Genomic DNA, 25666 nt, shown 5'->3' with positions numbered 1-25666 from the left:
CATCCCCGGCAAAGGGGAACAACGGACGAAATCACCGCAGGGCGGGCGCTTGCGACCAGGCGGGCAGGAGATCGCCTTGCTGCGGGACGGCGTCGTGGACGCCGCGCGCGATCGCCCGCGCCATGGTCGCCGCCGCCGCTGCGCAGAGCGCGATGAAGTCGGCGGCCTCCGGCGGGTGCGGCTGGCGGCCGGTGGCAAGCGCGAAGACGAGATCGCCGTCCAGCGGCGTATGGGACGGCCACAGCGCGCGGGAAAAACCGTCGTGGGCGGCGATGGCGAGCCGTTTGGCTTCCGCCTTGGTCAGGGGCGCGTCGGTGGCGATCACCGCGATGGTGGTGTTTTCCACCGATGTCGGCTGTTGCGACATCTTGGTGAGCGGATTGCGCGCCTCGGACGGAAAGGGATGCGGAAGGCCGAGGCCGCCGAATTCGCGGTTCTCCTCGAAGGGGGCGGCCCAGAAATGGCGGGTCCTGCCGACGGTCGCCGAACCGAGCGCATTGACGGCGACGAGCGCGCCGACCGTGAAACCGCATTCGAGCACGGCGGAGGCGGTGCCGAGCCCGCCCTTGAAGGTGGCGGTGAGCGCGCCCAGGCCCGCGCCGGCGCTTCCCGTCGCGAAATCCCGGGCGGCGGCCCGGGTCGCGGCATGGCCGAGATCGCGATAGGGCGGATAGCGGCCCCAGGCCTTGTCGCCGCCGTTGATGAGGTCGAAGAGGATCGCCGCAGGGACGATCGGGACGCGGACCGGGCCGACGGCAAAGCCGCGGCCGGCCTCGCGCAGCGCCGCCTGCACGCCGGAGGCGGCATCGAGGCCGAAGGCGGAGCCGCCGGACAGCGCCACCGCATCCACGGCCGCGACGGTGTTATGCGGTTCGAGCAGGTCGGTTTCCCGCGTGCCGGGAGCTCCGCCCATCACCTGCACGGCGGCGGTCGCCGGTTCTTCCGCGACGATGACCGTGACGCCGGATTTCAGGGCGGTATCGCCGGCGTTGCCGACCAGAAGCCCCGCGACATCGGTGATGCTGTTGCGGGCTCCGGGCTTCACGGCGTGTCCTCCGGCCGGTCGTCGACCGGGACGAAGGCGGTCCCCCGCCATTGCAGCAGGCGATAGGGATTGTCGCGCAATTCGTGATCGGCGTCGAAAGCGACCGGTCCGATAGCGGTTTCGAAGCGGCCGCCGGTGATGGCCTCGACGAGGTCGCCGCCTTTCGCCGCCGCCGCGGCGACCAGCGTCGCGGCGGCATGGGCCGGCAGCACATAGCCTTCGGCAACGATCCGGCTTTCGCGCATGGCGCGCGCGACCGCTTCGCCTTCCGGCAGCGCCGCATGATCCGGAAGCGCGATGGCCTCGACGCCGTCGGCAAGCGGAACGCCCTGATCGGGCGCCATCAGCGCTTCCGAACCCAGAAGGCGCAGTCTGCTCTTCTCGGCGGCCGCGTCGCGGGCGATGACGGCGGTGTCGGCGCGGTCGCCGCCGATGAAGACGCGGGTCACCCCGGTTTTGGCAAGACGCCGCACCAGCGCGATCTGCTGCTCCTGTCCCGGCCGGAAGGTGTCGACGAAGGTCGCCTTCAGGCCGCGTTCCTCCAGCCGGAGCCGGATCGCCTCAACCAGTTCGCGGGCGTGGATGGTGCCGTCGTCGATCAGGGCGAAAGGCTCGGCCGCCCAGTCCCTTGCGATGACCTCGATGGCCCTCGTCGCTTCCGCCTTCGGATCGGGGGCCATGCGAAAGAGCGGCCTGCCCTTCTTGAGCGCGTCCTCCATGAGGATGCCGGAGCGCACCGAGAGCGTGATCGCCGGCACCTTCGCTTCGGCAAGGGCGGGCAGGGCGTGCGCAAGCCCTTCGGTGCAGAGAAAGCCGATGGCCGCGTCGGCGCCCGTGGCGCGGATTTGCGCGGCAAGGCCGCTGTCCCTTTCCTCGTCGCAGGCTTCGGGGATCACGGCGATCCGGTCGCCGTTCGCCTCGGCCGCAAAGCGTGCGCCGTCGAGGATCTGCCGGCCGAGGATCGCCAGCGGCCCCTCGACCGGTGCGACGACGGCGAGCGTCAGCCCGTCGGCGAAGGCCGGAGCGGCAAGCAGGCAAAGGGCAACCGGCAAAAGGAGGGCGGTCTTCATCGCTATTCCGTAATCATCCCGTTCCTTGTAAGGATCGCATCCGCGCCGTCAAAGCAAAAGATCGGCCGCTATGGCGCAGCATTTTCGCCGAACCGGAAAATTCCGTCGCAGGGGTTACATTTTTCTTCATTTTCCCCTTGTATCTCCAGTGTAAAAGGAGACTGCCGTGTTGGACAGACTGATGCCGGAACCGTCGCTCTATCGGGATGCGATGAGCCGTTATGCCGGCCATGTGCAAATCGTGACGACGGCGCATGAGGGCGAAAGGCGCGGTGTGACCATCACCGCCGCCTGCTCGGTATCCGACAATCCGGCGACCGTGCTTGCCTGCCTCAACGTCTCCAACCCGAGCAATGCGATCTTCCGCAAAAGCGGCAATTTCGCGCTCAATGCGCTTGCCGACGACCAGATCGAGCTTGCCAATACCTTTTCGGGCCGCAACCCGTCGCTGACGTCCGAACAGCGCTTCGCCATCGGCGACTGGCAGGAGCTGGTGACCGGAGCGCCGGTGCTGAAGGGAACGCTTGCGAGCTTCGATTGCCGGCTGATCGAGCTGAAGGTCGTGGCCACGCATATGATTCTCATCGGGGAAGTGATGAGCCTGACCTTCGGGGAACACAAACCCGCGCTTCTCTATATGGACCGGAGCTATCGCGCGCTGTAAGTTTCCGGCTTGAGGACGGAGGCGCAGCGTGGCTTACGAAACGGGCCGTCAACCGACGACGATCGCGGAAACCGCGGAAATGCTCGCGGCCGGGAACTATCTCGCCGGACGCGCGCTTGCGACCGTGGTCTTTCTTTGCCTGCGCATGAAGCGGCCGCTGTTTCTCGAAGGGGAGGCGGGCGTCGGCAAGACGGAGATCGCCAAGGTTCTCGCCGCCGTCCTCGACCGGCCGCTGATCCGGCTGCAATGCTACGAAGGGCTGGATGTCGCTTCGGCGGTCTATGAATGGAACTATCCGGCGCAGATGCTGGAAATCCGTCTTGCGGAGGCGGCCGGAACGACGGATCGGGACAGTATCGAGGCGGATATCTTTTCCGAGCGGTATCTGATCCGCCGTCCGGTGTTGCAGGCGCTGTCCGCTCCGGGCGGGCGCGCGCCGGTCTTCCTGATCGATGAACTCGATCGCACCGACGAGGCATTCGAGGCGTTCCTGCTGGAGGTTCTGTCGGATTTCCAGGTGACCGTTCCGGAACTGGGAACCATACGCGCCGCCGAACCGCCGATCGTCATCATCACCACCAATCGCACGCGCGAGGTGCATGATGCGCTGAAGCGCCGCTGTCTCTACCACTGGGTCGATTATCCGCAGGCCGGGCAGGAACTGGAAATCATCCGCCGCAAGGTGCCGAACTGCAACGACGTGCTGTCGCGGCAGGTGGTGGCCTATGTCCAGAAGCTGAGGACATTCGATCTCTTCAAGAATCCGGGGGTTGCCGAAACCATCGACTGGGCGACGGCGCTGACGGAACTCGACCGTACGGCGCTCGATCCCGAGACCGTGTCCGATACGCTCGGCGCGCTCCTGAAATATCAGGACGACATCGCGCGGATCGAAGGGGCGGAAGGGCGCAAACTGCTGGAGACCGTCAAGGCCGATCTGGCGGCGGCGGAGTGAGCCATGGCGAGCGCACCGTTGCCTGATGGAAAACCGGATGCGCTTTCTCCCGATACGCCCGCGGGAGCGGGCCGGCTTGCCGACAATATCGTCTATTTCGCCCGGGTCCTGCGTAATGCGGGGCTGCGCCTCGGCCCTGCCGCCGTGACGGACGCCATAGCGGCGGTGGAGGCCATCGGCATCGGCGACCGCGAGGAATTCTACACCGCCCTTCATGCCACGCTGGTGAAGCGCCACGAAGACGACGCCGTTTTCGACGAGGCGTTCCGGCTGTTCTGGCGCCCGCGCGATTTCGTCGGCAAGATGATCGCCATGATGTCGCCGGTGGTGACGCGTCCTGTGGAGCGGGAGAAGAAGGCCGGCGAGACCCGGGTTTCCGATGCATTGTTCGGCAATCGTCCTGATGTGCGGCCGCCGCGTGAGGAGCCGGATATCGAAATCGACGCCCGTTTCACCACTTCCGCCAGCGAGGCGCTGCGCCGCAGGGATTTCGCCCAGATGACGGCGGCGGAACTGGAGGCGGCGAAGCGGGCGATCGCCGGCCTCGTGTTGCCCATGGACGAGGTTCCGACGCGCCGCTTTCGCCGCGCCAACCGGCCGGCGGCGATCGATGCGCGCGCCACCATGCGCCAGGCGTTGCGCACGGGCGGCGACCTGATCGTGCCGCGCTATCGTGCGCCGAAGACCGTTCATCCGCCGCTTGTCGTGCTGGCCGATATTTCCGGCTCGATGAGCCAGTATACTCGGGTTTTCCTGCATTTCCTGCATGCGCTCGGCGAAAGCCGGCGGCGCGTGCATGCCTTCCTGTTCGGCACCCGGCTCACCAATGTCACCCGCCAGATGCGAAGCCGCGATCCGGATGCAGCGGTGGACGCATGCAGCCGCGCCGTCAGCGACTGGTCCGGCGGCACGCGTATCGGAGAGGCGCTGGAGACGTTCAACCGGCTCTGGTCCCGTCGGGTTCTCGGGCAGGGCGCGGTGGTTCTCGTCATCACGGACGGTCTGGAGCGCGACGGTGTCGCTTTGCTGGAGAAGGAGATCGATCGGCTGCATCGCTCCTGCCGCAGGCTCGTCTGGCTCAATCCGCTGTTGCGTTTCGACGGCTTCGAGCCGCGGGCACGCGGCGTGCGGACGATGCTGCGGCATGTGGACGAGTTGCGCCCGGTTCACAATCTGGAAGCCATGGGCGATCTGGTGTCGGCGCTTTCGGGAAAGGCGGCGCGCGAGAGCGGCGATCCGCGACGATTCGCGCCACGGAGATAGGGAGGAGGCGATGGAGGGCATTGCAGACGACGATCTCGATCCGCTGTCGATTGCCGAACGATGGATGGATGATGGACGCATGGTGGCGATCGCCACCGTCGTCGACACATGGGGTTCGGCCCCCCGTCCGGCCGGTAGCCATCTGGTGGTCGATGAAAACGGCAATTTCCATGGCTCGGTATCGGGCGGTTGCGTCGAGGGGGCGGTGATCGGCGAGGCGATGGAGGTGATCGGGACGGGGGAACCGCGTATGCTGGATTTCGGTGTCGTCGACGAGACGGCCTGGCGGGTCGGGCTCTCCTGCGGCGGGCGCATCCGTGTCTATGTGGAGCGGCTGGGCTGATGGATCCGCATCTCCTGCGCAAGCTGAACCGGGAGCGGCGCGCGCGGCGCGCCGTCCTCCACCTGACCGAGCTAGAGGGGGGCCGCGACCGGGTGATCCGTGAGGGCGATCCGGTGGCCGGGGCGCTTGGCGAGGCCGTGGCGGCGGCATTCCGCTCGGGAAAATCCGGCGTGGCCGAGGTCGAGGGGCGGTCGTTCTTCCTGAATATCCATCTGCCGCCTCCCAAAATCGTCATCATCGGCGCCGTCCATATCAGCCAGACGCTGGCGGGCATGGCGGAGAGCACCGGCTTTGCGGTGACGATCGTGGATCCGCGCAGCGCCTTCGCCACCGCAGAGCGGTTCTCGGGCGTCGATCTTGTCGCGGAGTGGCCGGAGGACGTATTGAAGCTCCGTCCGCTCGATAGCTATACGGCGCTTGTCGCCGTGACGCACGATCCGAAGATCGACGACCATCCGCTGGCCGAGGCGCTGCGCGCCGGCTGCTTCTACGTCGGAGCGCTCGGCAGCCGGAAAACCCATGCCCGGCGGGTGGAGAGGCTCACGGCCCTCGGTATTGACGCTGCCGACATCGCGCGTATTTCCGCGCCGATCGGCCTCGATATCGGCGCGGCGAACCCGCCGGAGATTGCCGTGGCCATTCTTGCCGATATCATCCGGTCGCTGCGCCGGCGGCCGTTGCGGGAGGACGCGCCATGATCTACGGCGAGGTTTCGGTTTCGCAAAGCGAGGGTACGCGGCTTGCGCACAGCATCCGCGCAGCGGGCCTGACCTTGCGCAAGGGCCATGCGGTAACGGCTGCGGACCGCGCCGCCCTGGCGGCGGCCGGCATCGAAAGCGTCATCGCCGTTCGCCTCGAACCGGGCGATATCGACGAGGATGCCGCAGCGGCGGCGATTGCCGAGGCGATTGCACCGGACCACCTCGTTCTTGCGCCGCCATCGACGGGACGTCTCAACCTGCATGCCGCCGCCAACGGCCTGTTCGTGGTGGACCGTGCGCTCGTCGACCGCTTCAATCGCCTCGATCCGGCGATCACCATCGCCACCGTCGCGGATCATGCGAGCGTGGCGGCAGGCGACATGGTGGCGACGATCAAGATCATCCCTCTGGCGGTGCCGGGCGAACTGGTGCGCCGGGCGGCGGCGGTCGTGGCGGGAAGCGACGCCCTGTGCGTCAAGCCCTTCGCGCCCCGCCGCGTCGCGATGATCGCCACCGAACTGCGGTCGCTGAAGCCGTCGGTCATGGACAAGACGCGGCGGCTTTTCGAGCAGCGGCTCCAGCCCTCCGGTAGCCGGCTGGTCGGCGAAACGCGGGTGCCGCATCGTACGGCCGATGTGGCTGCGGCGATCTCCGGCGCGGTGTCGGCAAGCGACCTCGTCGTCATTTTCGGCGCTTCCGCGGCTTCCGATCCGAACGACGTGATCCCGGCGGCGATCCGGGCGGCGGGCGGTGCGGTGGAGCGGGTGGGAATGCCCGTCGATCCCGGCAATCTTCTGGTCCTCGGCCGGCTTGGAGGGGTGCCGGTCGTCGGTGCGCCCGGCTGTGCCCGCAGTCCGCGGGAAAACGGTTTCGACTGGGTTCTGGCGCGCATCTTCGCCGGCGAAAATCCGGGCGCCCATGAAATCGCCGGCATGGGGGTCGGCGGGCTGCTTGCCGAAATTCCGGGCCGGCCGCAACCACGCGACATGCGCAAGGCGGACGCGCAGGAACCGCTGCCGGTCGCGGTGATCCTGCTTGCCGCCGGCGCGGCGAGCCGGATGGACGGACGGCATAAACTGCTTGCCGAATTCGACGGTATCGCACTTGTGCGCCGCGCGGCGGAGGCGGCGCTTGCCGCCCGGCCCGGACAGGTCGTCGTCGTCACCGGCCATCGGGCGGAGGAAATCGAGGCCGCGCTTTCCGGACTTCCCGTCGAAATCGTCCGTAATCGCGATCATGCGCTCGGCATGTCGGCCTCGCTTGGAGCGGGCGTCGCCGCATTGGCGCCGGACTATCATGGCGCGGTGATCCTGCTGGCCGATATGCCGAATGTCACCGGCAAGGATATCTTCCGGCTGATCGAGGCTTTCCGGCAGGCGGGCGGCCATGCCGTCGTCCGGGCGGTTGCGGGTGGGCAGCGGGGCAATCCCGTGGTCCTGCCGCGCCGTGTCTTTCCGGCGGTTCTACAGCTGGAGGGAGATGTCGGTGCGCGTCATATCGTCGAAAGCGCCGGCCTTGAGGTCATCGATGTGGAGATCGGTGAGGCGGCGCGCATCGATGTGGACACGCCGGAGGCCGTTCTGGCGGCCGGCGGGATCCTGAAGGACTGAGCGATGGACGAGGTGGCAATCGCGGAGATGTTTCAGGTGCTTGGTCCCGTGACCGTGAGACGTATGTTCGGCGGCAAGGGAATCTATCACGCGGGACGCATCCTCGCGCTGGAGGTCGACGGGGAGATGCTGCTCAAGGCGGATGACCGAAGCGCGCCGGCGTTTTCCGCCGCCGGCTGCCGGCAATGGGCCTATTGCCGCCGGCAAGGCGGCGCGCCGGTGCGCATGCCCTATTGGTCCGTTCCGGAGGAAGCGTTCGACGATCCCGACATCATGGCACTATGGGTGCGGCGGGCCTGGGAGGCCGCCTTGCGGACGGCATCGGGCGGATTGCGATAAGGTCAGACGCGTGTTCGTCATGGAATCCGGCGGCGGCTATCCCGCCATCGGTTTCTCGCCGGCCTTGCACCGGCCCCTGTCAGGCCTTGCCGGCAACCAGCATGAAGGCCGGGATCTCGTCGCCGAAACCGACGGGAGTCGGGCCGTCGTCCTCGTCGCGACGATAGCGGTTGCGTCTGTCGCGAAGATGATCGTCATTGGCCGGGCGCGGCGCATTGTGGTTGACGGCGCGCGGGTTGCGTGCGGGCTCCTGCGAGCGGTTTTCCGGCTTGCGTTCCGCTTTCACGGCGTCCACCTTTTCTTCGGCTGCATTCTGTCCGGTGCGGGGTGTCGCCGTGCGGCTTTCTCCCCGGCGGCTACCCGAACGGTCGCGATCGCGTCCCCGTCCGCGGCGGGAGGGCTCGTGCTCCTCACTTTCGGCCTGCGGCGGCAGCGCGTCGATGCTTCCATTCAGCCATTCGATCTTCTGGTCGATCAGCTTTTCGATCGCATCGACATATTTCGTGTCGCGCTTGCAGACGAGTGTGAAGGCGGCGCCGGAGCGGCCGGCACGGCCGGTGCGGCCGATGCGGTGGACATAGTCTTCCGCATGGATGGGAACGTCGAAGTTGAAGACGTGGCTCACGTCCGGGATGTCGAGACCACGGGCGGCAACATCCGAGGCGACGAGCAACTGGATGTTGCCGTCCTTGAAGTTGGCCAGCATGGTCGTGCGGGAGCGTTGATCCATGTCGCCATGCAGGGCGCCGACCGAAAAGCCGTGGCGGCTCAGGGAGCGGAAAAGATCGGCGACATCGACCTTGCGATTGCAGAAGATGATCGCGTTCTTCAGGTTCTCCTGGGCGCGGATGAGATCGCGCAGGGCGGCGCGCTTCTCGTAATCCTTGCCGTGGGCGGCGAGGAGGCGCTGGGTGACCGTCTTGGCGGTGGAGGAGGGCGGAGCCACCTCGATCCGCTCGGGGTTCTGGAGGAAGCGGTCGGCGAGTTTCTGGATTTCCGGCGGCATCGTCGCCGAGAAGAACAGGGTCTGGCGCGTGAAGGGAATGAGCTTGGCGATCCGCTCGATATCGGGGATGAAGCCCATGTCGAGCATCCGGTCGGCCTCGTCGATGACGAGGATTTCGACGCCGGTCATCAGGAGCTTGCCGCGTTCGCTATGATCGAGCAGGCGGCCGGGGGTGCAGATCAGCACGTCGGCGCCGCGTTCCAGCTTGCGGTCCTGCTCGTCGAAGGAAACGCCACCGATCAGCAGCGCGACGTTGAGCTTGTGATTCTTGCCGTATTTCTCGAAGTTTTCCGCCACCTGGGCCGCCAGTTCGCGCGTCGGTTCGAGAATCAGCGTGCGCGGCATGCGGGCCCGGGCGCGTCCCTTCTCCAGAAGGGTCAGCATAGGCAGGACGAAGGAGGCCGTCTTGCCGGTTCCGGTCTGGGCGATGCCGAGAATATCGCGCCGCGAAAGGGCTAGTGGAATGGCCCCTGCCTGGATCGGCGTCGGGATCGTATAGCCTGCGTCGGTGACGGCAGAAAGAACTTTCGGGCTCAGGCCAAGATCAGCAAAAGTGGTCAAAGGGAAAACTGTTCCGTTCCGGTTCTTGCGAACACATTGGGGAGTTCCGAGGGCGTGACGCCACGGGTTGCAGCGCACATATGCCCAAAGCGCCGGAAAGTCAAGAAAAACGGCGAAAAGCAGAAATTCTTTCGCGAAAGGGCGCATCCGGGCTGCCGAACGCGGATCACTCCATATAGGTCGTCAGCTTCATGCCGGCCGTCAGGAAGCGCATGGGATCGATGGCCTTGCCGTTGCGGCGAACCTCGTAATGAAGATGCGGACCGGTGGAACGCCCCGTCGTGCCGGACAGGCCGACGATGTCGGAGGTGTCGATGGAATCGCCGATCTTGACGAGAACGCGCTTAAGGTGCGCGTAGCGGCTGGTCAGGCCGTTGCCGTGGTCGATCTCGACCATGTTGCCATAGCCGCCGGTGCGGCCGGCGACGGTCACCGTGCCGGCCCCGGCGGAGCGAACCTTTGTGCCGCTGCGCACGCGGAAGTCGATGCCGGCATGCAGCGCCAGCCGCTTGAGGAACGGATCCGTCCGGTTGCCGAAGCGGCTGCTGATGTCGCTGCCCGGTGAGGGATTGCCGAAGGGCAGCTGCCGGGCGGTCCTGCGGGCCGTATCGAGGCGTGCGAGCGCCATGTCGAGGTCATTGATGGATTCTTCGAAGGTCTCCTGCGCCACCGGCTCCACGAAGGGGCCGCCCATCGCCTCGATATCGGCATCCGGGTCCTTCTGGTCGGGCTCCGTCACTTCGACGCCGGTGCGGCGCAGAATGGTGCGGATCGCGTCGGCGGTTTCGGAGGCGTCGGCGGCCAGCGACTGGATGCGGACGATCTGCTCGCTTTCGATGTCTTTCAGCGAAAGCGTGACCCGGGAGAACAGGCGGTCGGCGCGATCGGCGACGGTCTGGGGTTCGGCCGCATAGGCGAGCTTTGCGGTCTTGCGCGCGGATGGCGATGTCGTTGCCGTGATCACCTCGATGGCGCGAAGCGCGCCGCCGGCATCGGCCTGCCGTTCGCCGATGACCGGCTTTCGTTCCGGGTCCGGCACGCTGGCGGTTGTCGGGAGGCCGGCGTTTTCCGCGCGGTTGAGCAGGGCGTCCAGTTTGCCGTGGCGGGCCGAAAGGGCAAGCTGCTGACGCATCAGCTTCTCCACTTTCTCCTCTACCACCTGCTGATCGAGAAGCTGGCGGCTGGTGACACGGTCGACCTGCGCCCGCAAGGCGGAAATGCGATCCTCGTAATCGTGCTGCATGCGGGCCTGCCGGGCCATGGTGGCTCCGATCAGGTCGTCGCGCAGCACGAGATAGGAGGTGGCGGCCAAATAGCCCACGGCGAACATGCCGGTGCAGCAGAAGGCCACCGCGGTCATCCACGGACGGATGGTCATGTGGCGGATCCGGTCACCGCTTGCGAGGATCACGACATGCTGTTGCTTGCGTTTTCCGAAGACGCGGTTTTCAGAACGCTCAGACACAAGGAACTCCCCGACCGATTCTTGCTGGTCTCCCTGAGGGGAATTACACATCGTTAGGGTTAATAAAGCATTGCTTGCGCACGCACCTCAGCTCTGGCTGACGGAAACCAGAGCGCGATAGAAGGACGGCGTCAGGCCGGCCTCGGCACGGGCGACATCGTTGAAGGGCGGCTTCAGCGGGCCACGGAAATTTGCGCGCACCAGCGCCTTGAACGTCGCCGAAGGGTCTTTCTTCTCGCGCGCGCAGAGAAACCGGAACCATTTGGCGCCGACGGCGACATGGCCCTTCTCGTCGTTGTAGATGATGTCGAGGACGGCGGCGCTGGCATGATCGCCCGTCTCGCGCATCTTGGCCTGGAGGGCCGGCGTCACGTCGAGGCCACGGGCCTCCAGGATGAGCGGCACGACGGCGAGCCGCGCGGTCAGGTCGTTGCGGGTGTCCTGTGCCGCCTGCCACAGTCCGTCGTGGGCGGGCAGGTCGCCGTAGTCCGCGCCGAGTTCCCGCAGCCGGTCGCGGACGAGGCGGAAATGCTTGGCCTCTTCGAAGGCCACCTGCATCCAGCCGTCGAAAAAGGAATGGGGCACCCGCTCCATCGTGAAGCGGGCGACGATATCGAGCGCCAGATCGACCGCATTCAATTCGATATGGGCGAGCGCGTGCAACAGGGCGATGCGGCCCTTGAGGGTGTGCAGCGAGCGCTTTTCCATGTGTTTCGGCGGAATCAGGACGGGTCTTTCCGGCCGGCCCGGCCGATCGGCGAGGGCCGGATCGCGCGGTGACCGGATCGAAAGGGTGCGGGCGAACCATCGCCGCGCGGTCTCCTGCGTCAGCGCGGTCTTGAAATCGAGGTCGGATGCGGCGATGGCCGCCGTGGCGCCGCCCCGCAGGCTTTCAATCTTTAAATTTTCAGGCATTCCATTTCTTTGCTGACTTTATTTAAAGCGTTTTAGCGGCTTCGAGAACGGCCTCGGCATGGCCCTTGACCTTCACCTTCGGCCAGATCCTGGCGATGCGGCCTTCCGCGTCGATGAGAACGGTGGTGCGCTCCACGCCCATATAGCGGCGGCCGTACATGCTCTTTTCCTTCCAGACGCCGTAGGCTTCCAGAACCTCGTGGGTTTCGTCGGAGGCGAGCGGGACGGCAAGGTCATGCTTGGCTATGAAGCGGTCGTGTTTCGTGACCGGATCGGGGGACAGCCCGAGCAGGCCGACGCCGGCGGCTTCGAAGGCGGGCATCAGCGCGGTGAAGTCGCGGGCTTCCAGCGTGCAGCCCTGGGTGTCGTCCTTCGGGTAGAAGAACAGTACGACCGGACGGCCGCGAAAGCCGGCCAGCGAAATCGTTCCGCCGCCGTCACGGGGAAGCGTAAAATCGGGCGCTTCAGCGCCCGGAACCAGTACCGCCATCGGATTTCCTTTCTTTGGCCGGCTTTTTGAGTCATGGGCCGGCATCCCGCATATATAGTGACAGGCAGAATCGTCTAGCGGCGAGCGATGCAAAGGGCCGATTTCGCGCGAATGCGGCTTACGCAAGGTTTAAAGGGCGCAGTCAGGGCATGGGAGAAATCCGCGGCGAGAAGGTGGTGTTCCGCAAGGAGGACGTGGTCGCCTTGCATGAATTGCCGTCCGCGCAAGCGATCGATCCGATCGTGCTGCACGCGACACGCTCCCGCACGGGGATCGTCTGCCGCGTTTTGGCGGCCCTTGTCGCGGTCGTCGTCCTCTTTGGCGGGCTGCTGGTCGGCCTCGTCGAAACGGGCTTTCTCGACCGTCCGCTGAACGCGCGGGCGGTCGCAGCGCTCAACACCGCTCTTGGCCCGCGCTACAGCGCTTCGGTCGACCACACGGTGCTGCGTTTTTCAAGCCTCGGGTGCCTGGCGCTCAAGGCCGAGAACGCCCGCATCGTCGATGTGGAGACGGGACAGGAACTGGCGACCACCGCGTCCGTGGCGCTGGTGTTCAACCCGCTGGCGCTCGCCTCCGGCCGGATAGCCGTCACGCGGCTCGATCTCGACGGAGCGCGATTCGATACGGCGCTGTTGCCCGGTGGCGATCCGGTCGATCTGGAGGCCATACGGATTTCCGACGTGCCGGATTATCTGGAACAGGCTTTCGAGCGTCTCGACGGCATGCGGCGGCTGATCGTCGGCAACGGCATGCAGCGCGTGCGCATCTCCGATTTCAGCATCGCCATGCGGGCGCCCGGCGGCCGGCCGGTGACGCTGGCCGTTCCACGCGTGGACTTCACGCGCGACGGCAATGGCACGATGGCGATCAAGGGCCGCTTCACGCTCGACGGCCGTGCGGGCGAGATCGACCTGACGGCTTCGGAGCGCGACGCCTCGCTGGCGATGCTGGACGGGACGGTCCGCGGTGTGGCGCTCGATACATTTCTGCTGATGCGCGATGCGGAGGGAGAACCGCATATCGGCCTCAGCAGCATGGCCGATATCCGTATCCATGCTGCCCGGAAGGGCAAGGGCGATCCTTCGCTCGGCCTGGATATCGCGCTGTCGTTGGGAACGCTCTACGCCGACGGTATCGCTGCCGAGGTGAAGCCCGCCACCGTTCGCGCGAGCTACAGTTTCGACAAGGGATCGATCGAGCTTGCCTCGAAGACCGTCGGGATCGGCCAATCGCTTTTCCCCTTCACGGGCGGGCTGATCGATCTCGATCGGGTATCGGATCGCCGCGACAAGGGCTTCGCCATCGACCTCGTATTCCGCGATGCGGTGAGCCGCCCCGTCGATACGGATGAAGCGCCGATCCGTTTCGATGCGAAGGTGAGCGGCTACTATCTGCCGGCAAGCCGCGACCTGTTCTTCGAGGAACTGGCGGTTTCCAGTGAAAAGGGAGCCTTCGCCGGCTCGCTCGCCACCCATTTCGGCGACGCCAATCCGCAGGTCAGCTTCGTGATGATCGCCGACCGGCTGCAATCGGCGGCGGTCAAGCAGTTCTGGCCCTACTGGATGGCGAAAACCGCGCGCAGCTGGGTGGCGAAGAATATTTTCGGCGGCACGGTCACAAATGGCCGCATCGAGGTTTTTCTGTCCGCCGACCGGGAGTACGAGCCGGGAACGCAGCTCGAACTCGACGCCGACGAGTTGAAGATCGATTTCGATATCGAGGGCGCGCGCATGAATGTGGCCGGCGAGATCCCGCCGATACGCGATACCTCAGGCCGGTTCCGGCTGCGCGGCGCGCGCACCGAAATTATGATCAGTGGCGGCACCGCCTATCTTCCCTCCGGCCGCACGGTGGCGCTGGAGGAAGGCACCTTCGTCCTGCCGGACGGCTATCGCAAACCCCTCATGGCGGATATGGACATCGACGTTTCCGGGGATGCCGACGCGGTCGCCGAACTGGTGACCTATCGCCCGATCCGTGTCCTGCCCTCGACGGGTTTTGCGCCGGATGATTTTTCCGGAACGGTCAAGGCGGACGTGAAGGCGCATTTCGGCCTGATCGCCGCGCATCATCCGCCGCCGCCCGAATGGACGGTGGATCTGGTTCTCGACGGGGTCGATGTCAACAAGCCCATCGACGGCCGCGCGGTCGCCGGGATCGATGGAACGCTCGCCATCACGCCGGCCCGCGCCGAACTCAAGGCCAGGGGAAGCATCGACGGCGTCGCCATGGATATCGCGCTGACGGAGCCCGTCGACCGGGAAGCCGGCGCTGAGCGGCAGATCACGCTTTCGGGCACATTGGACGACGCGGCGCGCCGCAGGCTGCTGCCGGGACTTGCGGATATCGTCCGGGGACCGATGGCGGTGCGGATGGAGCAGGAAGGCGACGGGGTGAGCCTGATCGAGGCGGACCTCGGCAAGGCGGTGGTCACGCTGCCATGGATCGGCTGGACGAAAGGTGCGGGGATCGCCGCCCGCGCGTCCTTTACGGCCACCACGGAGAATGATCTCACGAAAGTGTCGCAGTTCAGCTTCTCCGGCGACGGCTTCAGCATCGGGGGCGATCTTGCATTGCGCGGCGGCGTGCTCGACAGCGCCGGTTTTTCGACCGTCAAGCTGTCGGCGCAGGATAATTTCCGCTTGCGGCTGACGCGGGACAAGGGCGGCTATCTTGCGGTGGCCGAGGGGGAGGCGGCCGACCTGCGGCCCGTGCTGGCGCAAATCAAGGACAGCACGGGCGATGGCAAGCCGGGCGGAAAGGCGCAGGCGCTGGCCGTGCGCCTCGATCTCAAACGCGCCCTCGGCTTCAATGGCGAGGGACTTTCAAACGTGCAGCTTCGCTACGAAAGCGCCGGCCGGCGGATCTCCGCCCTTGATCTTTCGGCCGTTACAGACGGCAATGCGCCGGTTATCGCCTCGCTTGTGCGACGCGGTAACGGGGAAGTGATCGAACTGACCAGCGGCGACGCAGGAGCGCTTGCCCGCTTCGCCGACATCTATGGTCACATGCGGGGCGGGCTTCTCAACCTGCGTCTGCGGGAAACCACCGCCGACGACTGGATCGGTTCCGTGGACATCCGCCGTTTCTCGCTGGTCGGGGAAGAGCGGCTGCGGTCGCTCGTCTCGACACCGGCCGGAGAGGGCGGAAAAAGCCTCAACGATGCGGTGCGTCGCGATATCGATGTGAGCGCCGTCAGTTTCCAGCGCGGGTTTGCGCGGCTGCGCGTCAGCGGGGGCGCGCTCAGCCTGGACGGCGGCGTCCTGCGGGGCCAGACGGTCGGTGCGACCTTCCAGGGCACGGTGCGCGACGCCAATGGCCGGATCGACATGACCGGCACCTTCATGCCCGCCTACGGGCTCAACCGGCTTTTTGCCGAACTGCCGCTGATCGGCGTCATTCTCGGCAACGGTCGCGACCGCGGCCTGATCGGCATCACCTTCAAGCTCACCGGCGCGTTGCACAAGCCGCAACTGGCGATCAATCCCCTGTCGATCATCGCTCCAGGGGTCTTTCGCGGTATTTTCGAGTTCCAGTGAAAAGCCGCCCGAAGGCGACTTTCCATGATCCTGCTGTTTTTGCTTCAGGCGGGACGCACGAGGATGTGCTTCTTGCGGCCGAGCGAGAGCTTGATCACGCCGTCGCCGGTCAGGTCGACGGAACCGACCGTGCGCCGCTCGTCGGAAACCGGCGTGTCGTTGATGCGCACGGCGCCGCCCTGCACATGCCGCCGCGCCTCGCCGTTCGAGCCGGCAAGGCCGGCGCGCACCAGAAGCGTGAGAAGACCGAGGCCCGCCTCAAGCTCGCTCCCGGCGATGTCGATGGAGGGCAGGTTCTCGGCGATCGCCCCTTCCTCGAAGGTCTTGCGGGCGGTTTCGGCCGCCTGTTCGGCGGCGTCGCGGCCATGCAGCATGGCGGTGACCTCGGTGGCGAGGATCTTCTTCACTTCGTTGATTTCGGAGCCGCCGAGCGCCGAGAGGCGCGCGATCTCGTCCATCGGCAGCGTCGTGTAGAGCTTCAGGAAGCGCGAGACGTCGGCGTCTTCCGTGTTGCGCCAGTATTGCCAGAAGTCGTAGGCGGACAGCATTTCCGGATTCAGCCAGACAGCGCCGGAGAGTGATTTGCCCATTTTCGCGCCGGAGGCGGTCGTCAGCAGCGGCGAGGTCAGCGCGTGGAGTTGGGGCGTGCCCATGCGATGGCCGAGGTCGATGCCGTTGATGATGTTGCCCCACTGGTCGGAGCCGCCCATTTGCAGCCGCACGTCGTAGCGCTTGTTCAGTTCGACGAAATCGTAGGCCTGGAGGATCATGTAATTGAATTCCAGGAAGGAGAGCGACTGTTCCCGTTCGAGCCGCAGCTTCACGCTGTCGAAAGAAAGCATTCGGTTGACCGAGAAGTGTCGCCCGACATCGCGCAGGAATTCCAGATAATTGATGGTCATGAGCCAGTCGGCGTTGTTGACCATCTGCGCATCCCGGGGGCCGTCGCCATAGGTCAGATACCGGGAGAAGACCTTCTTGATGCCGGCGATATTGTCGGTGATGGTCGCCGGCGTCATCAACTGGCGCGCCTCGTCCTTGAAGGAAGGATCGCCGACCATGCCCGTGCCGCCGCCCATCAGCGATATCGGCCGGTGGCCGGTCTGCTGGAGCCAGTGCAGCATCATGATCTGGATGAGGCCGCCGGCGTGAAGGCTGGGCGCCGTCGGGTCGAAGCCGATATAGGCGGTCACGGTTTCCCTGGCGAGAAGATCATCGAGGCCGGTTTCATCGGAGATCTGATGGATGAAGCCGCGCTCTTTCAGCGTGCGAAGAAAATCTGACTTGAATTCGGACATGGCCTGTCTTTCTCGGGATGCTTCCTGTGGAATGCCTGCTGGGAAATGTTTCCGCCGGGACCGCCGGGCGTTTAGCATCCTTCCCGCGCATAATCACTTTAAAAGTGCGCTGGAACGATTCGGGAGCGAAATCCATGACGATGCGGACGGCGATCGGTCTGATGAGCGGCACGAGCCTCGACGGCATCGATATCGCGTTGCTGCGCACGGACGGCGAGCGGATGGTCGAGCGGGGGCCGGCGACGAGCTTTGCCTATGACGCCGCCTTCCGCCGTCGGTTGCAGGCGGCTCTGGAAACCGCAAAGGCCATCGGGCGGCGCGAGGAACGTCCGGGCGACCTTGCCGAAATCGAACGGGAGCTGACGTTGCGCCATGCGGAGGCGGTGCGGAGCTTCCTTGCAGAAAACGAGCTGACGGCGGAGGCCGTGGCGGTGATCGGCTTTCACGGCCAGACGGTGCTGCACAGGCCGATGGAAGGGCTGACGGTGCAACTGGGCGACGGGGCGCTGCTCGCCCGCAAGACCGGGATCGACGTCGTCTACGACATGCGGGCGAACGACATGCGCCACGGCGGGCAGGGCGCGCCGCTGATCCCCGTCTATCATGCGGCGCTGGCGGCCGGACTGACGGAGAGGCCGCAAGCGGGCGTCGCCTTCGTGAACATCGGCGGAATTTCCAATCTGACCTTCATCGGCGCCTCGGGCGAGATACTCGCTTTTGACAGCGGGCCGGGCAACACGCTGATCGACCAATGGGTGGAGGCCCATGCCGGCGTTCCCTTCGACCAGGACGGCATGATCGCATCCGAAGGCCGTGTCGATACGGCGCTGGCGGAGCGCTATCTCGCCCATTCGTTCTTTACCGATCCGGTCAGGCGCTCGCTCGACCGAAACGATTTTCGTCCGCCTGCGGGAAGCGCTGCAACCCTTGAGGATGGCGCGCGGACCCTTGCCCATGTCACGGCGTCGGCGATCGTCCTGTCGGCGCGCCATCTGCCGGCGCGACCGTCGCTCTATGTCGTCAGCGGCGGCGGCAGGCTCAACCGGACGATCATGGGCGACCTTGCCCGGCTGGCCGGGATGGAGGGCGCGCGGGTGGTGTCCGCCGAAGTCGCGGGGTTCGATGGCGACAGCATGGAGGCGGAGGCCTGGGCCTATCTCGCCGTTCGCTCGCTCACCGGCCTGCCGCTGACCTTTCCCGGCACGACCGGCGTCGAAAAGCCGGTGACGGGCGGCCTGCAGGCGAAAAAGCCGGCGCGGCAGGATTAACGGTTTTTTCGTTTCAGCTCCGCTAGCATCGTTCGGATGCGGACCGGAATCGTCCGGGCCGGCGGCCTTGCCTGGGATGGTCCATGAGTGGCGCGGCTTTCCTGCTGGCGGTGAATTTTTTCATTGCCCAGTGTTTCTGTCTTTCCTTTCTTGCGGTTTCCGTTCGTAGCCGTAATCGTATTGCCGCGCGCTGGCTGGCCGCCGCTTTCAGCGTCGCATCGCTGTCGGCGATCTGTGAACTTCTGGTCGCCATACTGCCGTTCACCCGGGTTTGGGCGATCCTCGCTTTCGCCAGCCTGCTTGCGGGCCTGCTTTTGCTGCGCGTCGGCATCGGACGTCTTTACGGGACCTCGACCAACCTCGCCGTTCTGGCGCTGCTCTTCGTCGCTTTCGTCGCGCTCGATTGCGCGATCTACGATCTGCCGCGCGGGGCGTTTCCGCATGCCATTCTTTATCAGCTGCCTTTCGCCGTGGCGGTGGCCTGGAGCATGGATGCGGTGCGCCGGGCAGAAAAATGCCACGGCGTCGACCGCGCGCTCGTCGTCATGCTGGCGCTGACGAGCCTGCATTTCATCGCCAAGGCCTTTCTCGCCGTTCTGGCCGGCGCCGGCGGCACGGCGAGCGGCTATATCGCCAGCCGGTTTGCACTCTTCTCCCAGAGCACGACCGCCGTCATGGTCGTGGCGCTCGGGCTGGCGCTCCTCTGGGTGCTCGTGCTCGACGTGCTGGCGCAGGAACGCAGGAATGCGGAGATCGATCCGCTGTCGGGTCTTCTCAACCGTCGCGGCTTTGACAGTCGCGCCGACATGCTGCTGGCGCAGCCGGGCTCCCACAGTCTCGTCCTGTGCGATCTCGACAACTTCAAGTCCGTCAACGATCGCTATGGCCATCAGGCGGGCGACCAGGTCATTCGCGCCTTCTCGACCCGGTTGCGGGAGGCAGCGCCGGAAGGCGCGCTGGCCGCCAGGATCGGCGGCGAGGAATTCGCGCTTATCCTGCCGCAGACGGAACAGGCCGCCGCCGCACTTTTCGCACAGGCGCTGCGGGCGAGCCATGCGTTGACCTCCATTTGCGGCCTGCCGGTGGAGGCCCGCGTTTCGGCAAGCTTCGGCGTTGCCGCGATCAGCCGGGGAGAGCCGTTGCATTTCGCGATGGCGCGCTGCGATGAAGCCCTTTATGCGGCCAAGAATGCCGGACGCAATTGCGTGCGGGAGGCAGGCGGCCCGGCGGTCGTTGAAATCCTGAGGCAGGCCTGAGACGGAAAAAGCCCGGCGACGGGTGTCACCGGGCTTTTTCGATTCATGCCGACGTTGGCGCCGTCAGCGGATACGCTTGGCGGCCGGCTCGGGGACCAGTTCGCCGGCGAGGCGCCGGTCGAGATAATCCTCGCATTCGGCCATCAGCGTTTCCACATGGCCGTTGAAGAAATGGTTGGCGCCCGGCAAGGTGCGATGGGTGATGAGGATGCCCTTCTGGGTCTTCAACTTCTCGACCAGGCCGTTGACGTCCTTTTCCGGTGCGACCTTGTCGGCGTCGCCATTGATGATCAGGCCGGAGGACGGGCAGGGCGCGAGGAAGGAGAAGTCATAGATGTTCGGCTGTGGCGCGATGGACATGAAGCCTTCGATTTCCGGCCGGCGCATGAGAAGCTGCATGCCGATCCAGGCGCCGAAGGAATAGCCGGCGACCCAGCAGCTCTTGGAATCGGGATGCAGGCTCTGCACCCAGTCGAGCGCGGAGGCGGCATCGGACAGTTCGCCCGCGCCATGGTCGAATTCGCCCTGGCTGCGGCCGATGCTGCGGAAATTGAAGCGCAGCGTCGTGAAGCCGCGCTTCTGGAACATGTAAAAGAGCTGGTAGACAATCTGATTGTTCATCGTGCCGCCGAATTGCGGATGCGGATGCAGGACGATGGCGATCGGGGCGTTCTTCTGCTTGGACGGCTGGTAACGGCCTTCGAGGCGACCGGCGGGTCCGTTGAAGATGATTTCGGGCATTCTCACTCCGGATGTTCAGTTCTGGAACGGGTTCTTGTCAATTGCAGTCTTGACTAAACAAGTCAGCTTTTCTAGAACCTACTTTAGAACCATTCGAAACTTTGCGGGCTACACGGCCGCGTGCCTGTGTCATAAGACAAGCCCGGCGGAAAAGACAAGGAAAATGCGTCCGGACCGTGAAACCCGGGGCAGGCGGAAGCGATCACAGGCGAGGAATGACGAGACTCGAGCGCACATATCTGGACTGGAACGCGACGGCGCCATTGTTGCCGCAGGCGCGTGAGGCCATGCTTGCCGCGCTCGGCATGACCGGCAATCCCTCGTCGGTGCATGGCGAGGGCAGGGCGCTGCGCATGCTGGTCGAGGCGGCGCGACGGGATGTGGCGGCGCTTGTCGGGGCGGAGCCGGCGCATGTGGTCTTCACCAGCGGCGCGACAGAGGCCGCGAACATGGTGCTGACACCGGATTTCCGCATGGGGCGCACGCCGCTGTCGATCGGCCGGCTCTTCGTCTCGGAGATCGAGCATCCGGCCGTGCGCGAAGGGGGGCGTTTTCCGCGCGAAAGCGTTACCGGCGTGCCGGTGACGCCGGACGGTATCGTGGATACCGGCGCGCTCGATGCGCTTCTGGCGGCGCACGACACGGCCGCCGGCATGCCCATGGTCGCCGTGATGCTCGCCAATAACGAGACGGGGATCGTCCAGCCCGTCGCCGCCGTGGCGGAGATCGTTCGCCGGTACGGCGGGCTTCTGGTGATCGATGCGGTGCAGGCGGCGGGGCGGCTGCCCATCGCCATTTCCGCTCTCGATGCGGACTTCCTGATCCTGTCCTCGCACAAGCTCGGCGGTCCCAAGGGAGCCGGCGCGCTGGTCTCGCGCGGGGAGGTGCTGATGCCGGCCGCGCTGGTGCGCGGTGGCGGGCAGGAAAAAGGTCATCGCTCCGGCACGGAAAACCCGGCCGCGCTTGCAGGCTTTGCGGCCGCGGCCCGGTTTGCGCTCGACGGTCTTGCGGAGCGCAATGCGCGCATCGCCGCGCTGCGTGACCGGCTGGAGGCCGGCATGCGGCGGGTGGCCAACGGGGCGATCGTCTACGGCAGCGGGACGGAACGGCTTTCCAATACGGTCTTCTTCAGCCTGCCGGGCCTGAAATCGGAGACCGGGCAGATCGCCTTCGACCTGGAAGGGATCGCGCTTTCGGCCGGCTCGGCCTGTTCTTCCGGCAAGGTGGGGCAGAGCCATGTGCTGACGGCGATGGGGTTCGACGCCTCGACGGGAGGGCTTCGCGTGTCCATCGGCCCGTCGACGACGGAAACCGACGTGGAGCGATTCCTCGCGGCTTTCGCGCGGATCGTTGCGCGCCGACGCGGGAGAGCCGACGCAGCCTGAGGGAATTTTGCGCGAATGCAAGTTTTCCCTTGCCAGAAGGTGGGAAAAGCCACCTTTGAGGCTTACATAACCGGCGGTGATACCGCCAGACGTTGACAAACTGCCGGACCTTGTCTCCGGCAAGATTGGAGAACGCTATGCCTGCGGTGCAGGAAACGATCGATCAGGTCCGCCAGATTGACGTGGACCAGTATAAATACGGTTTCGAAACGAACATCGAGATGGAGAAGGCCCCCAAGGGGCTGTCCGAGGACATCATCCGCTTCATTTCGGACAAAAAGAACGAGCCGGAGTGGATGCTCGAATGGCGCCTCGACGCCTATCGCCGCTGGCTGACGATGGAAGAGCCCGGCTGGGCCCGCGTCGATTATCCGAAGATCGATTTCAACGATCTTTACTATTACGCCGCTCCGAAGAATCATGTCGGGCCGCAATCCATCGACGACGTCGATCCGGAATTGCTGCGAACCTACGAGAAGCTCGGCATTCCGCTGCGCGAGCAGGAGATTCTGGCGGGCGTCCAGACCTCGAAGATCGCCGTCGACGCCGTCTTCGATTCGGTTTCGGTCGTGACCACCTTCAAGGAAGAGCTGAAGAAGGCCGGCGTGATCTTCATGTCGATCTCGGAGGCGATCCGCGAATATCCCGACCTCGTGAAGAAATATCTCGGCACCGTCGTCCCGACCACCGATAACTATTATGCGACGCTGAACTCCGCGGTCTTCACCGACGGCTCCTTCGTCTATGTGCCGAAGGGCGTTCGCTGCCCGATGGAACTGTCGACCTATTTCCGCATCAACGAGAAGGGCACCGGCCAGTTCGAGCGCACGCTGATCATCGCGGAAGACAGCGCTTACGTCTCCTATCTCGAAGGGTGCACCGCGCCGCAGCGCGACGAGAACCAGCTTCACGCCGCCGTTGTCGAACTGATCGCGCTCGACGATGCCGAGATCAAATATTCCACCGTCCAGAACTGGTATCCGGGCGACAAGGAAGGCAAGGGCGGCGTCTATAACTTCGTCACCAAGCGCGGCGACTGCCGCGGCCGGAACTCGAAGATTTCCTGGACGCAGGTCGAAACCGGTTCGGCGATCACCTGGAAATACCCGTCCTGCATCCTGCGCGGCGACGGCTCGCAGGGCGAATTCTACTCGATCGCCGTGTCGAACGGCCATCAGCAGATCGACTCGGGCACCAAGATGATCCACCTCGGCAAGAACACGTCGAGCCGCATCATCTCGAAGGGGATTTCCGCGGGCTTCTCCAGCAACACCTATCGCGGCCAGGTTTCGGCCCACCGCAAGGCGGAGAACGCGCGCAATTTCACCCAGTGCGATTCGCTGCTGATCGGGGACAAGTGCGGCGCGCATACCGTGCCCTATATCGAGGCGAAGAACGCCACCGCGCATTTCGAGCACGAGGCGACCACCTCGAAGATCTCCGAGGACCAGCTCTTCTACTGCCTCCAGCGGGGCATTCCCGAAGAAGCGGCGATTGCGCTGATCGTCAACGGCTTCGTCAAGGAGGTCATTCAGGAACTGCCGATGGAGTTCGCCGTCGAGGCGCAGAAGCTGATCGGCATCTCGCTGGAAGGCTCGGTCGGCTGAGGTTCGGCTGCAAATAAATCCGGCCGCGCGGTCGCTCGCGCGCCAATTGTTGGAATACGTCCGAAAAGGATATCTTCATGCTTGAAATCAAGAACCTGCACGCTCGCATCGCCGAAGACGGCACCGAAATCATTCGCGGGCTGAACCTTACCGTCAAGGCCGGCGAGGTCGCCGCCATCATGGGGCCGAACGGCTCCGGAAAGTCGACGCTTTCCTATATCCTCTCGGGGCGCGAGGACTACGAGGTCACCGAGGGCGAAATTCTCTACAACGGCGAAAGCATTCTCGAACTCGATCCGTCCGAGCGTGCGGCCAAGGGCATCTTCCTCGCCTTCCAGTATCCGGTGGAGATCCCCGGCGTCGCCACGATGCAGTTCCTGAAGGTGGCGATGAACGAGCAGCGCAAGGCGCGCGGCGAGGACGAGTTGACGACGCCGGAGTTCATGCGCCGCGTCAAGGAAGCCGCAGCGGAACTGAAGATCGAGCAGAGCATGCTGCGCCGTCCGCTCAACGTCGGTTTTTCCGGCGGTGAAAAGAAGCGGGCGGAAATCCTCCAGATGTCGCTGCTTGAGCCGAAGCTTTGCATTCTCGACGAAACCGATTCCGGACTCGACATCGATGCGCTGAAGATCGTCGCCGACGGCGTCAATGCGTTGCGTTCGCCGGATCGCGCCATCGTCGTCATCACCCACTATCAGCGCCTGCTCGACTACATCGTGCCGGACGCGGTCCATGTGCTCTACAAGGGGCAGGTGATCAAGTCGGGCGACAAGACGCTGGCGCACGACCTGGAAGCGAATGGCTATGCGGACATCATCGGCGACGCCGCCTGACTTGTGGTGAAGGAGTGATTTCATGAACATGCAAACAGGCATGAAACTATCCGTCGCCGAAATGGCGCTCTGCGAGGCCTATGACCATGCGGTCGGGGAATTGCCGGGCGACGCCGCGGTGCTGACGGCGCGCGATGGCCTCATCAGCGAATTCAAGGCCGGCGGTCTGCCGACCCGGCGGATCGAGGACTGGCATTATACCGACCTCAAGGCGCTGTTGCGCACGCTGCCGGACAGGGCGCCCGTGGCCTCCGCCGCAAGGGTGGAGCCGCTGGTCGAGGGATCGACGGTGCTTTCGGTCGAGAACGGTCTTGTCGCGGGCGATTTTTCCTTGCCGGGCGTCGAGGTTCGCGCCCTCGCGGAGACGCTGGCAGACGGTTCGGCGGCAGCGGGCCTTTCCGCCCGCAATCGCGACGATCTTATCGGGAAAATCAACGGCGCCTTCGTTCGTGGCGGTTTCGCACTCGACGTCCCGGCCGGTGCGGCCCTGGAAAAGCCGATCGAGTTGCAGACGGTTCAGAACGGCGGACAGACCCATGCGCGCTTTCCCGTCGCCTTCGGGGCGGGGTCGACGGCGACCGTCATCGAGCGCCATCTGGCGCTTGGCGAGGGCGCGGCCTTCGTCACCACGCTCAGCGACGTGACGCTGGACGACAATGCCGATGTGACCTGGATTATCCTCCAGGCGCAGGGCGTGACGGATACCCATTTCGGCCAGGTCCGTATCCGGCTCGGGGCGGGATCGAAGCTTCGTCTCTATGTCGTCAATGCCGGCGGCAAGCTGGTGCGGCAGGAGGTCCATGTGGAGGTGGCCGGCGAGGAAGCCGACTTCATCCTGCGTGGCATCAACCTGCTCGGCGGCGACACGCATAACGACCTGACCTTCACCGCGGCCCATAACGTTCCGCACACGACGTCGTCGGAAATCATCCGCAATGTGGTGTTCGACCGGGCGCACGGTGTTTTCCAGGGGCAGATCTGCGTTGCGCAGGACGCCCAGAAGACCGATGCGAAAATGTCCTGCAACACGCTTCTCCTGTCGGACGACGCCGATTTTTCGGCCAAGCCCGAACTGGAGATCTTCGCGGACGACGTCCAGTGCGGCCATGGCGCGACGGTGATCGACATCGATCACACGCAGCTCTTCTACCTGATGGCGCGCGGTATTCCCGAAAACCGGGCGCGGGCGATGCTGGTCAACGCCTTCGTGGCGGAAATCGTCGAGGAACTGGAAGACGAGCCGCTCGTCGAGGCGCTGGAGGCGGTTATCGACCGCTGGCTGGAAAAGCACGCCTGACGAAACGACGAGGAT

Annotated in this window: 22 protein-coding genes; 14 read left to right on the top strand and 8 right to left on the bottom strand. The window is 65.2% G+C overall.

From position 1 onward, the window contains the following. Positions 1-31: 31 nt before the first annotated feature. Together KYK29_RS01330 and KYK29_RS01325 are read right to left on the bottom strand one after the other, a co-directional pair. Positions 32-1096 carry a P1 family peptidase gene (locus KYK29_RS01330; RefSeq protein ID WP_254689049.1) on the bottom strand — a complete coding sequence of 355 codons (1065 nt, stop codon included), beginning with the start codon at positions 1094-1096 and terminating at the stop codon, positions 32-34. Beyond that, entirely contained in the window at positions 1042-2115 is a 1074-nt protein-coding gene (locus KYK29_RS01325) for an ABC transporter substrate-binding protein (protein WP_254689048.1), read from the bottom strand. Before KYK29_RS01325 ends, KYK29_RS01330 begins: the two co-directional genes overlap by 55 nt. A gap of 166 nt (positions 2116-2281) precedes the next feature. On the opposite strand from KYK29_RS01325, the gene KYK29_RS01320 reads away from it, so the two are divergent. From KYK29_RS01320 to KYK29_RS01290, 7 genes are all read left to right on the top strand, one after another. Further along, entirely contained in the window at positions 2282-2779 is a 498-nt protein-coding gene (locus tag KYK29_RS01320) for a flavin reductase family protein (protein ID WP_254689047.1), read from the top strand. 79 nt (positions 2780-2858) lie between these two features. After that, complete coding sequence (locus KYK29_RS01315; RefSeq protein ID WP_254690045.1) at positions 2859-3734, top strand: AAA family ATPase; 876 nt, start codon at positions 2859-2861, stop codon at positions 3732-3734. A gap of 3 nt (positions 3735-3737) precedes the next feature. Further along, on the top strand, positions 3738-4997 hold the full coding sequence (locus KYK29_RS01310) for a vWA domain-containing protein (RefSeq protein WP_254689046.1): 1260 nt from the start codon (positions 3738-3740) through the stop codon (positions 4995-4997). 10 nt (positions 4998-5007) lie between these two features. Further along, positions 5008-5340, top strand: coding sequence for an XdhC family protein (locus KYK29_RS01305; protein WP_254689045.1), 333 nt, complete (start codon positions 5008-5010; stop codon positions 5338-5340). Then, positions 5340-6038, top strand: coding sequence for an XdhC family protein (locus KYK29_RS01300; protein ID WP_254689044.1), 699 nt, complete (start codon positions 5340-5342; stop codon positions 6036-6038). Before KYK29_RS01305 ends, KYK29_RS01300 begins: the two co-directional genes overlap by 1 nt. Then, positions 6035-7651, top strand: a complete 1617-nt coding sequence (locus tag KYK29_RS01295; RefSeq protein ID WP_254689043.1) for an NTP transferase domain-containing protein — start codon at positions 6035-6037, stop codon at positions 7649-7651. Before KYK29_RS01300 ends, KYK29_RS01295 begins: the two co-directional genes overlap by 4 nt. 3 nt (positions 7652-7654) lie before the next feature. Beyond that, a complete protein-coding gene (locus tag KYK29_RS01290) occupies positions 7655-7990 on the top strand; it encodes a TfoX/Sxy family protein (RefSeq protein ID WP_254689042.1) in 336 nt (111 codons plus the stop codon). Positions 7991-8069: 79 nt separating this feature from the next. On the opposite strand, the gene KYK29_RS01285 is transcribed toward KYK29_RS01290, so the two are convergent. The 4 genes from KYK29_RS01285 to KYK29_RS01270 all read right to left on the bottom strand — a co-directional run bounded on the left by KYK29_RS01285 (position 8070) and on the right by KYK29_RS01270 (position 12427). Beyond that, positions 8070-9557 carry a DEAD/DEAH box helicase gene (locus tag KYK29_RS01285; protein ID WP_254689041.1) on the bottom strand — a complete coding sequence of 496 codons (1488 nt, stop codon included), beginning with the start codon at positions 9555-9557 and terminating at the stop codon, positions 8070-8072. 166 nt (positions 9558-9723) lie between these two features. Continuing rightward, entirely contained in the window at positions 9724-11022 is a 1299-nt protein-coding gene (locus KYK29_RS01280) for a M23 family metallopeptidase (RefSeq protein WP_254689040.1), read from the bottom strand. A gap of 87 nt (positions 11023-11109) precedes the next feature. Further along, positions 11110-11937 (bottom strand): ferritin-like domain-containing protein, encoded by an 828-nt coding sequence (locus tag KYK29_RS01275; RefSeq protein ID WP_254689039.1) that lies wholly within the window; start codon positions 11935-11937, stop codon positions 11110-11112. A gap of 22 nt (positions 11938-11959) precedes the next feature. Further along, positions 11960-12427 (bottom strand): peroxiredoxin, encoded by a 468-nt coding sequence (locus KYK29_RS01270; protein ID WP_254689038.1) that lies wholly within the window; start codon positions 12425-12427, stop codon positions 11960-11962. A 149-nt stretch (positions 12428-12576) separates the two neighbouring features. Here KYK29_RS01270 and KYK29_RS01265 point away from each other — a divergent pair, with 149 nt between their 5' ends. After that, the gene (locus KYK29_RS01265; protein WP_254689037.1) at positions 12577-15966 is read left to right on the top strand and encodes a DUF3971 domain-containing protein; all 3390 of its coding nucleotides are present in this window, start codon (positions 12577-12579) and stop codon (positions 15964-15966) included. A 44-nt stretch (positions 15967-16010) separates the two neighbouring features. Here KYK29_RS01265 and tyrS read toward each other — a convergent pair whose 3' ends face one another. Next, positions 16011-17264 carry a tyrosine--tRNA ligase gene (gene tyrS / locus KYK29_RS01260; RefSeq protein WP_254689036.1) on the bottom strand — a complete coding sequence of 418 codons (1254 nt, stop codon included), beginning with the start codon at positions 17262-17264 and terminating at the stop codon, positions 16011-16013. Positions 17265-17398: 134 nt separating this feature from the next. On the opposite strand from tyrS, the gene KYK29_RS01255 reads away from it, so the two are divergent. Continuing rightward, positions 17399-18532, top strand: a complete 1134-nt coding sequence (locus KYK29_RS01255; protein WP_254689035.1) for an anhydro-N-acetylmuramic acid kinase — start codon at positions 17399-17401, stop codon at positions 18530-18532. Positions 18533-18615: 83 nt separating this feature from the next. Then, complete coding sequence (locus KYK29_RS01250) at positions 18616-19788, top strand: GGDEF domain-containing protein (protein WP_254689034.1); 1173 nt, start codon at positions 18616-18618, stop codon at positions 19786-19788. A gap of 63 nt (positions 19789-19851) precedes the next feature. Here KYK29_RS01250 and KYK29_RS01245 read toward each other — a convergent pair whose 3' ends face one another. Further along, entirely contained in the window at positions 19852-20529 is a 678-nt protein-coding gene (locus tag KYK29_RS01245; RefSeq protein ID WP_254689033.1) for an alpha/beta hydrolase, read from the bottom strand. 215 nt (positions 20530-20744) lie between these two features. Here KYK29_RS01245 and KYK29_RS01240 point away from each other — a divergent pair, with 215 nt between their 5' ends. The 4 genes from KYK29_RS01240 to sufD all read left to right on the top strand — a co-directional run bounded on the left by KYK29_RS01240 (position 20745) and on the right by sufD (position 25651). Next, the gene (locus KYK29_RS01240; RefSeq protein WP_254689032.1) at positions 20745-21914 is read left to right on the top strand and encodes a cysteine desulfurase family protein; all 1170 of its coding nucleotides are present in this window, start codon (positions 20745-20747) and stop codon (positions 21912-21914) included. 137 nt (positions 21915-22051) lie between these two features. Beyond that, a complete protein-coding gene (gene sufB, locus KYK29_RS01235; RefSeq protein WP_254689031.1) occupies positions 22052-23521 on the top strand; it encodes a Fe-S cluster assembly protein SufB in 1470 nt (489 codons plus the stop codon). Between the two features lie 77 nt (positions 23522-23598). Then, a complete protein-coding gene (gene sufC / locus KYK29_RS01230; protein ID WP_254689030.1) occupies positions 23599-24354 on the top strand; it encodes a Fe-S cluster assembly ATPase SufC in 756 nt (251 codons plus the stop codon). A 22-nt stretch (positions 24355-24376) separates the two neighbouring features. Further along, positions 24377-25651, top strand: a complete 1275-nt coding sequence (sufD, locus tag KYK29_RS01225) for a Fe-S cluster assembly protein SufD (protein WP_254689029.1) — start codon at positions 24377-24379, stop codon at positions 25649-25651. Positions 25652-25666: the final 15 nt, after the last annotated feature.

The sequence above is a fragment of the Shinella daejeonensis genome (assembly GCF_024281235.1).
Classification (GTDB): domain Bacteria; phylum Pseudomonadota; class Alphaproteobacteria; order Rhizobiales; family Rhizobiaceae; genus Shinella; species Shinella daejeonensis.
This window is presented reverse-complemented; position numbering and strand designations above follow the sequence as displayed.

What these genes read in the sequence shown, in the direction of transcription:
- sufB (WP_254689031.1), top strand. Translation starts at nt 22,052, where the DNA reads ATGCCTGCGGTGCAGGAAACGATCGATCAGGTCCGCCAGATTGACGTG.
- KYK29_RS01310 (WP_254689046.1), top strand. Translation starts at nt 3,738, where the DNA reads ATGGCGAGCGCACCGTTGCCTGATGGAAAACCGGATGCGCTTTCTCCC.
- KYK29_RS01330 (WP_254689049.1), bottom strand. Translation starts at nt 1,096, where the DNA reads ATGGCGGGGGACCGCCTTCGTCCCGGTCGACGACCGGCCGGAGGACAC.
- KYK29_RS01305 (WP_254689045.1), top strand. Translation starts at nt 5,008, where the DNA reads ATGGAGGGCATTGCAGACGACGATCTCGATCCGCTGTCGATTGCCGAA.
- KYK29_RS01290 (WP_254689042.1), top strand. Translation starts at nt 7,655, where the DNA reads ATGGACGAGGTGGCAATCGCGGAGATGTTTCAGGTGCTTGGTCCCGTG.
- KYK29_RS01265 (WP_254689037.1), top strand. Translation starts at nt 12,577, where the DNA reads ATGGGAGAAATCCGCGGCGAGAAGGTGGTGTTCCGCAAGGAGGACGTG.
- KYK29_RS01245 (WP_254689033.1), bottom strand. Translation starts at nt 20,529, where the DNA reads ATGCCCGAAATCATCTTCAACGGACCCGCCGGTCGCCTCGAAGGCCGT.
- KYK29_RS01240 (WP_254689032.1), top strand. Translation starts at nt 20,745, where the DNA reads ATGACGAGACTCGAGCGCACATATCTGGACTGGAACGCGACGGCGCCA.
- KYK29_RS01315 (WP_254690045.1), top strand. Translation starts at nt 2,859, where the DNA reads ATGCTCGCGGCCGGGAACTATCTCGCCGGACGCGCGCTTGCGACCGTG.
- KYK29_RS01275 (WP_254689039.1), bottom strand. Translation starts at nt 11,937, where the DNA reads ATGCCTGAAAATTTAAAGATTGAAAGCCTGCGGGGCGGCGCCACGGCG.
- sufC (WP_254689030.1), top strand. Translation starts at nt 23,599, where the DNA reads ATGCTTGAAATCAAGAACCTGCACGCTCGCATCGCCGAAGACGGCACC.
- KYK29_RS01295 (WP_254689043.1), top strand. Translation starts at nt 6,035, where the DNA reads ATGATCTACGGCGAGGTTTCGGTTTCGCAAAGCGAGGGTACGCGGCTT.
- KYK29_RS01255 (WP_254689035.1), top strand. Translation starts at nt 17,399, where the DNA reads ATGACGATGCGGACGGCGATCGGTCTGATGAGCGGCACGAGCCTCGAC.
- KYK29_RS01250 (WP_254689034.1), top strand. Translation starts at nt 18,616, where the DNA reads ATGAGTGGCGCGGCTTTCCTGCTGGCGGTGAATTTTTTCATTGCCCAG.
- KYK29_RS01300 (WP_254689044.1), top strand. Translation starts at nt 5,340, where the DNA reads ATGGATCCGCATCTCCTGCGCAAGCTGAACCGGGAGCGGCGCGCGCGG.
- KYK29_RS01270 (WP_254689038.1), bottom strand. Translation starts at nt 12,427, where the DNA reads ATGGCGGTACTGGTTCCGGGCGCTGAAGCGCCCGATTTTACGCTTCCC.
- tyrS (WP_254689036.1), bottom strand. Translation starts at nt 17,264, where the DNA reads ATGTCCGAATTCAAGTCAGATTTTCTTCGCACGCTGAAAGAGCGCGGC.
- sufD (WP_254689029.1), top strand. Translation starts at nt 24,377, where the DNA reads ATGAACATGCAAACAGGCATGAAACTATCCGTCGCCGAAATGGCGCTC.
- KYK29_RS01325 (WP_254689048.1), bottom strand. Translation starts at nt 2,115, where the DNA reads ATGAAGACCGCCCTCCTTTTGCCGGTTGCCCTTTGCCTGCTTGCCGCT.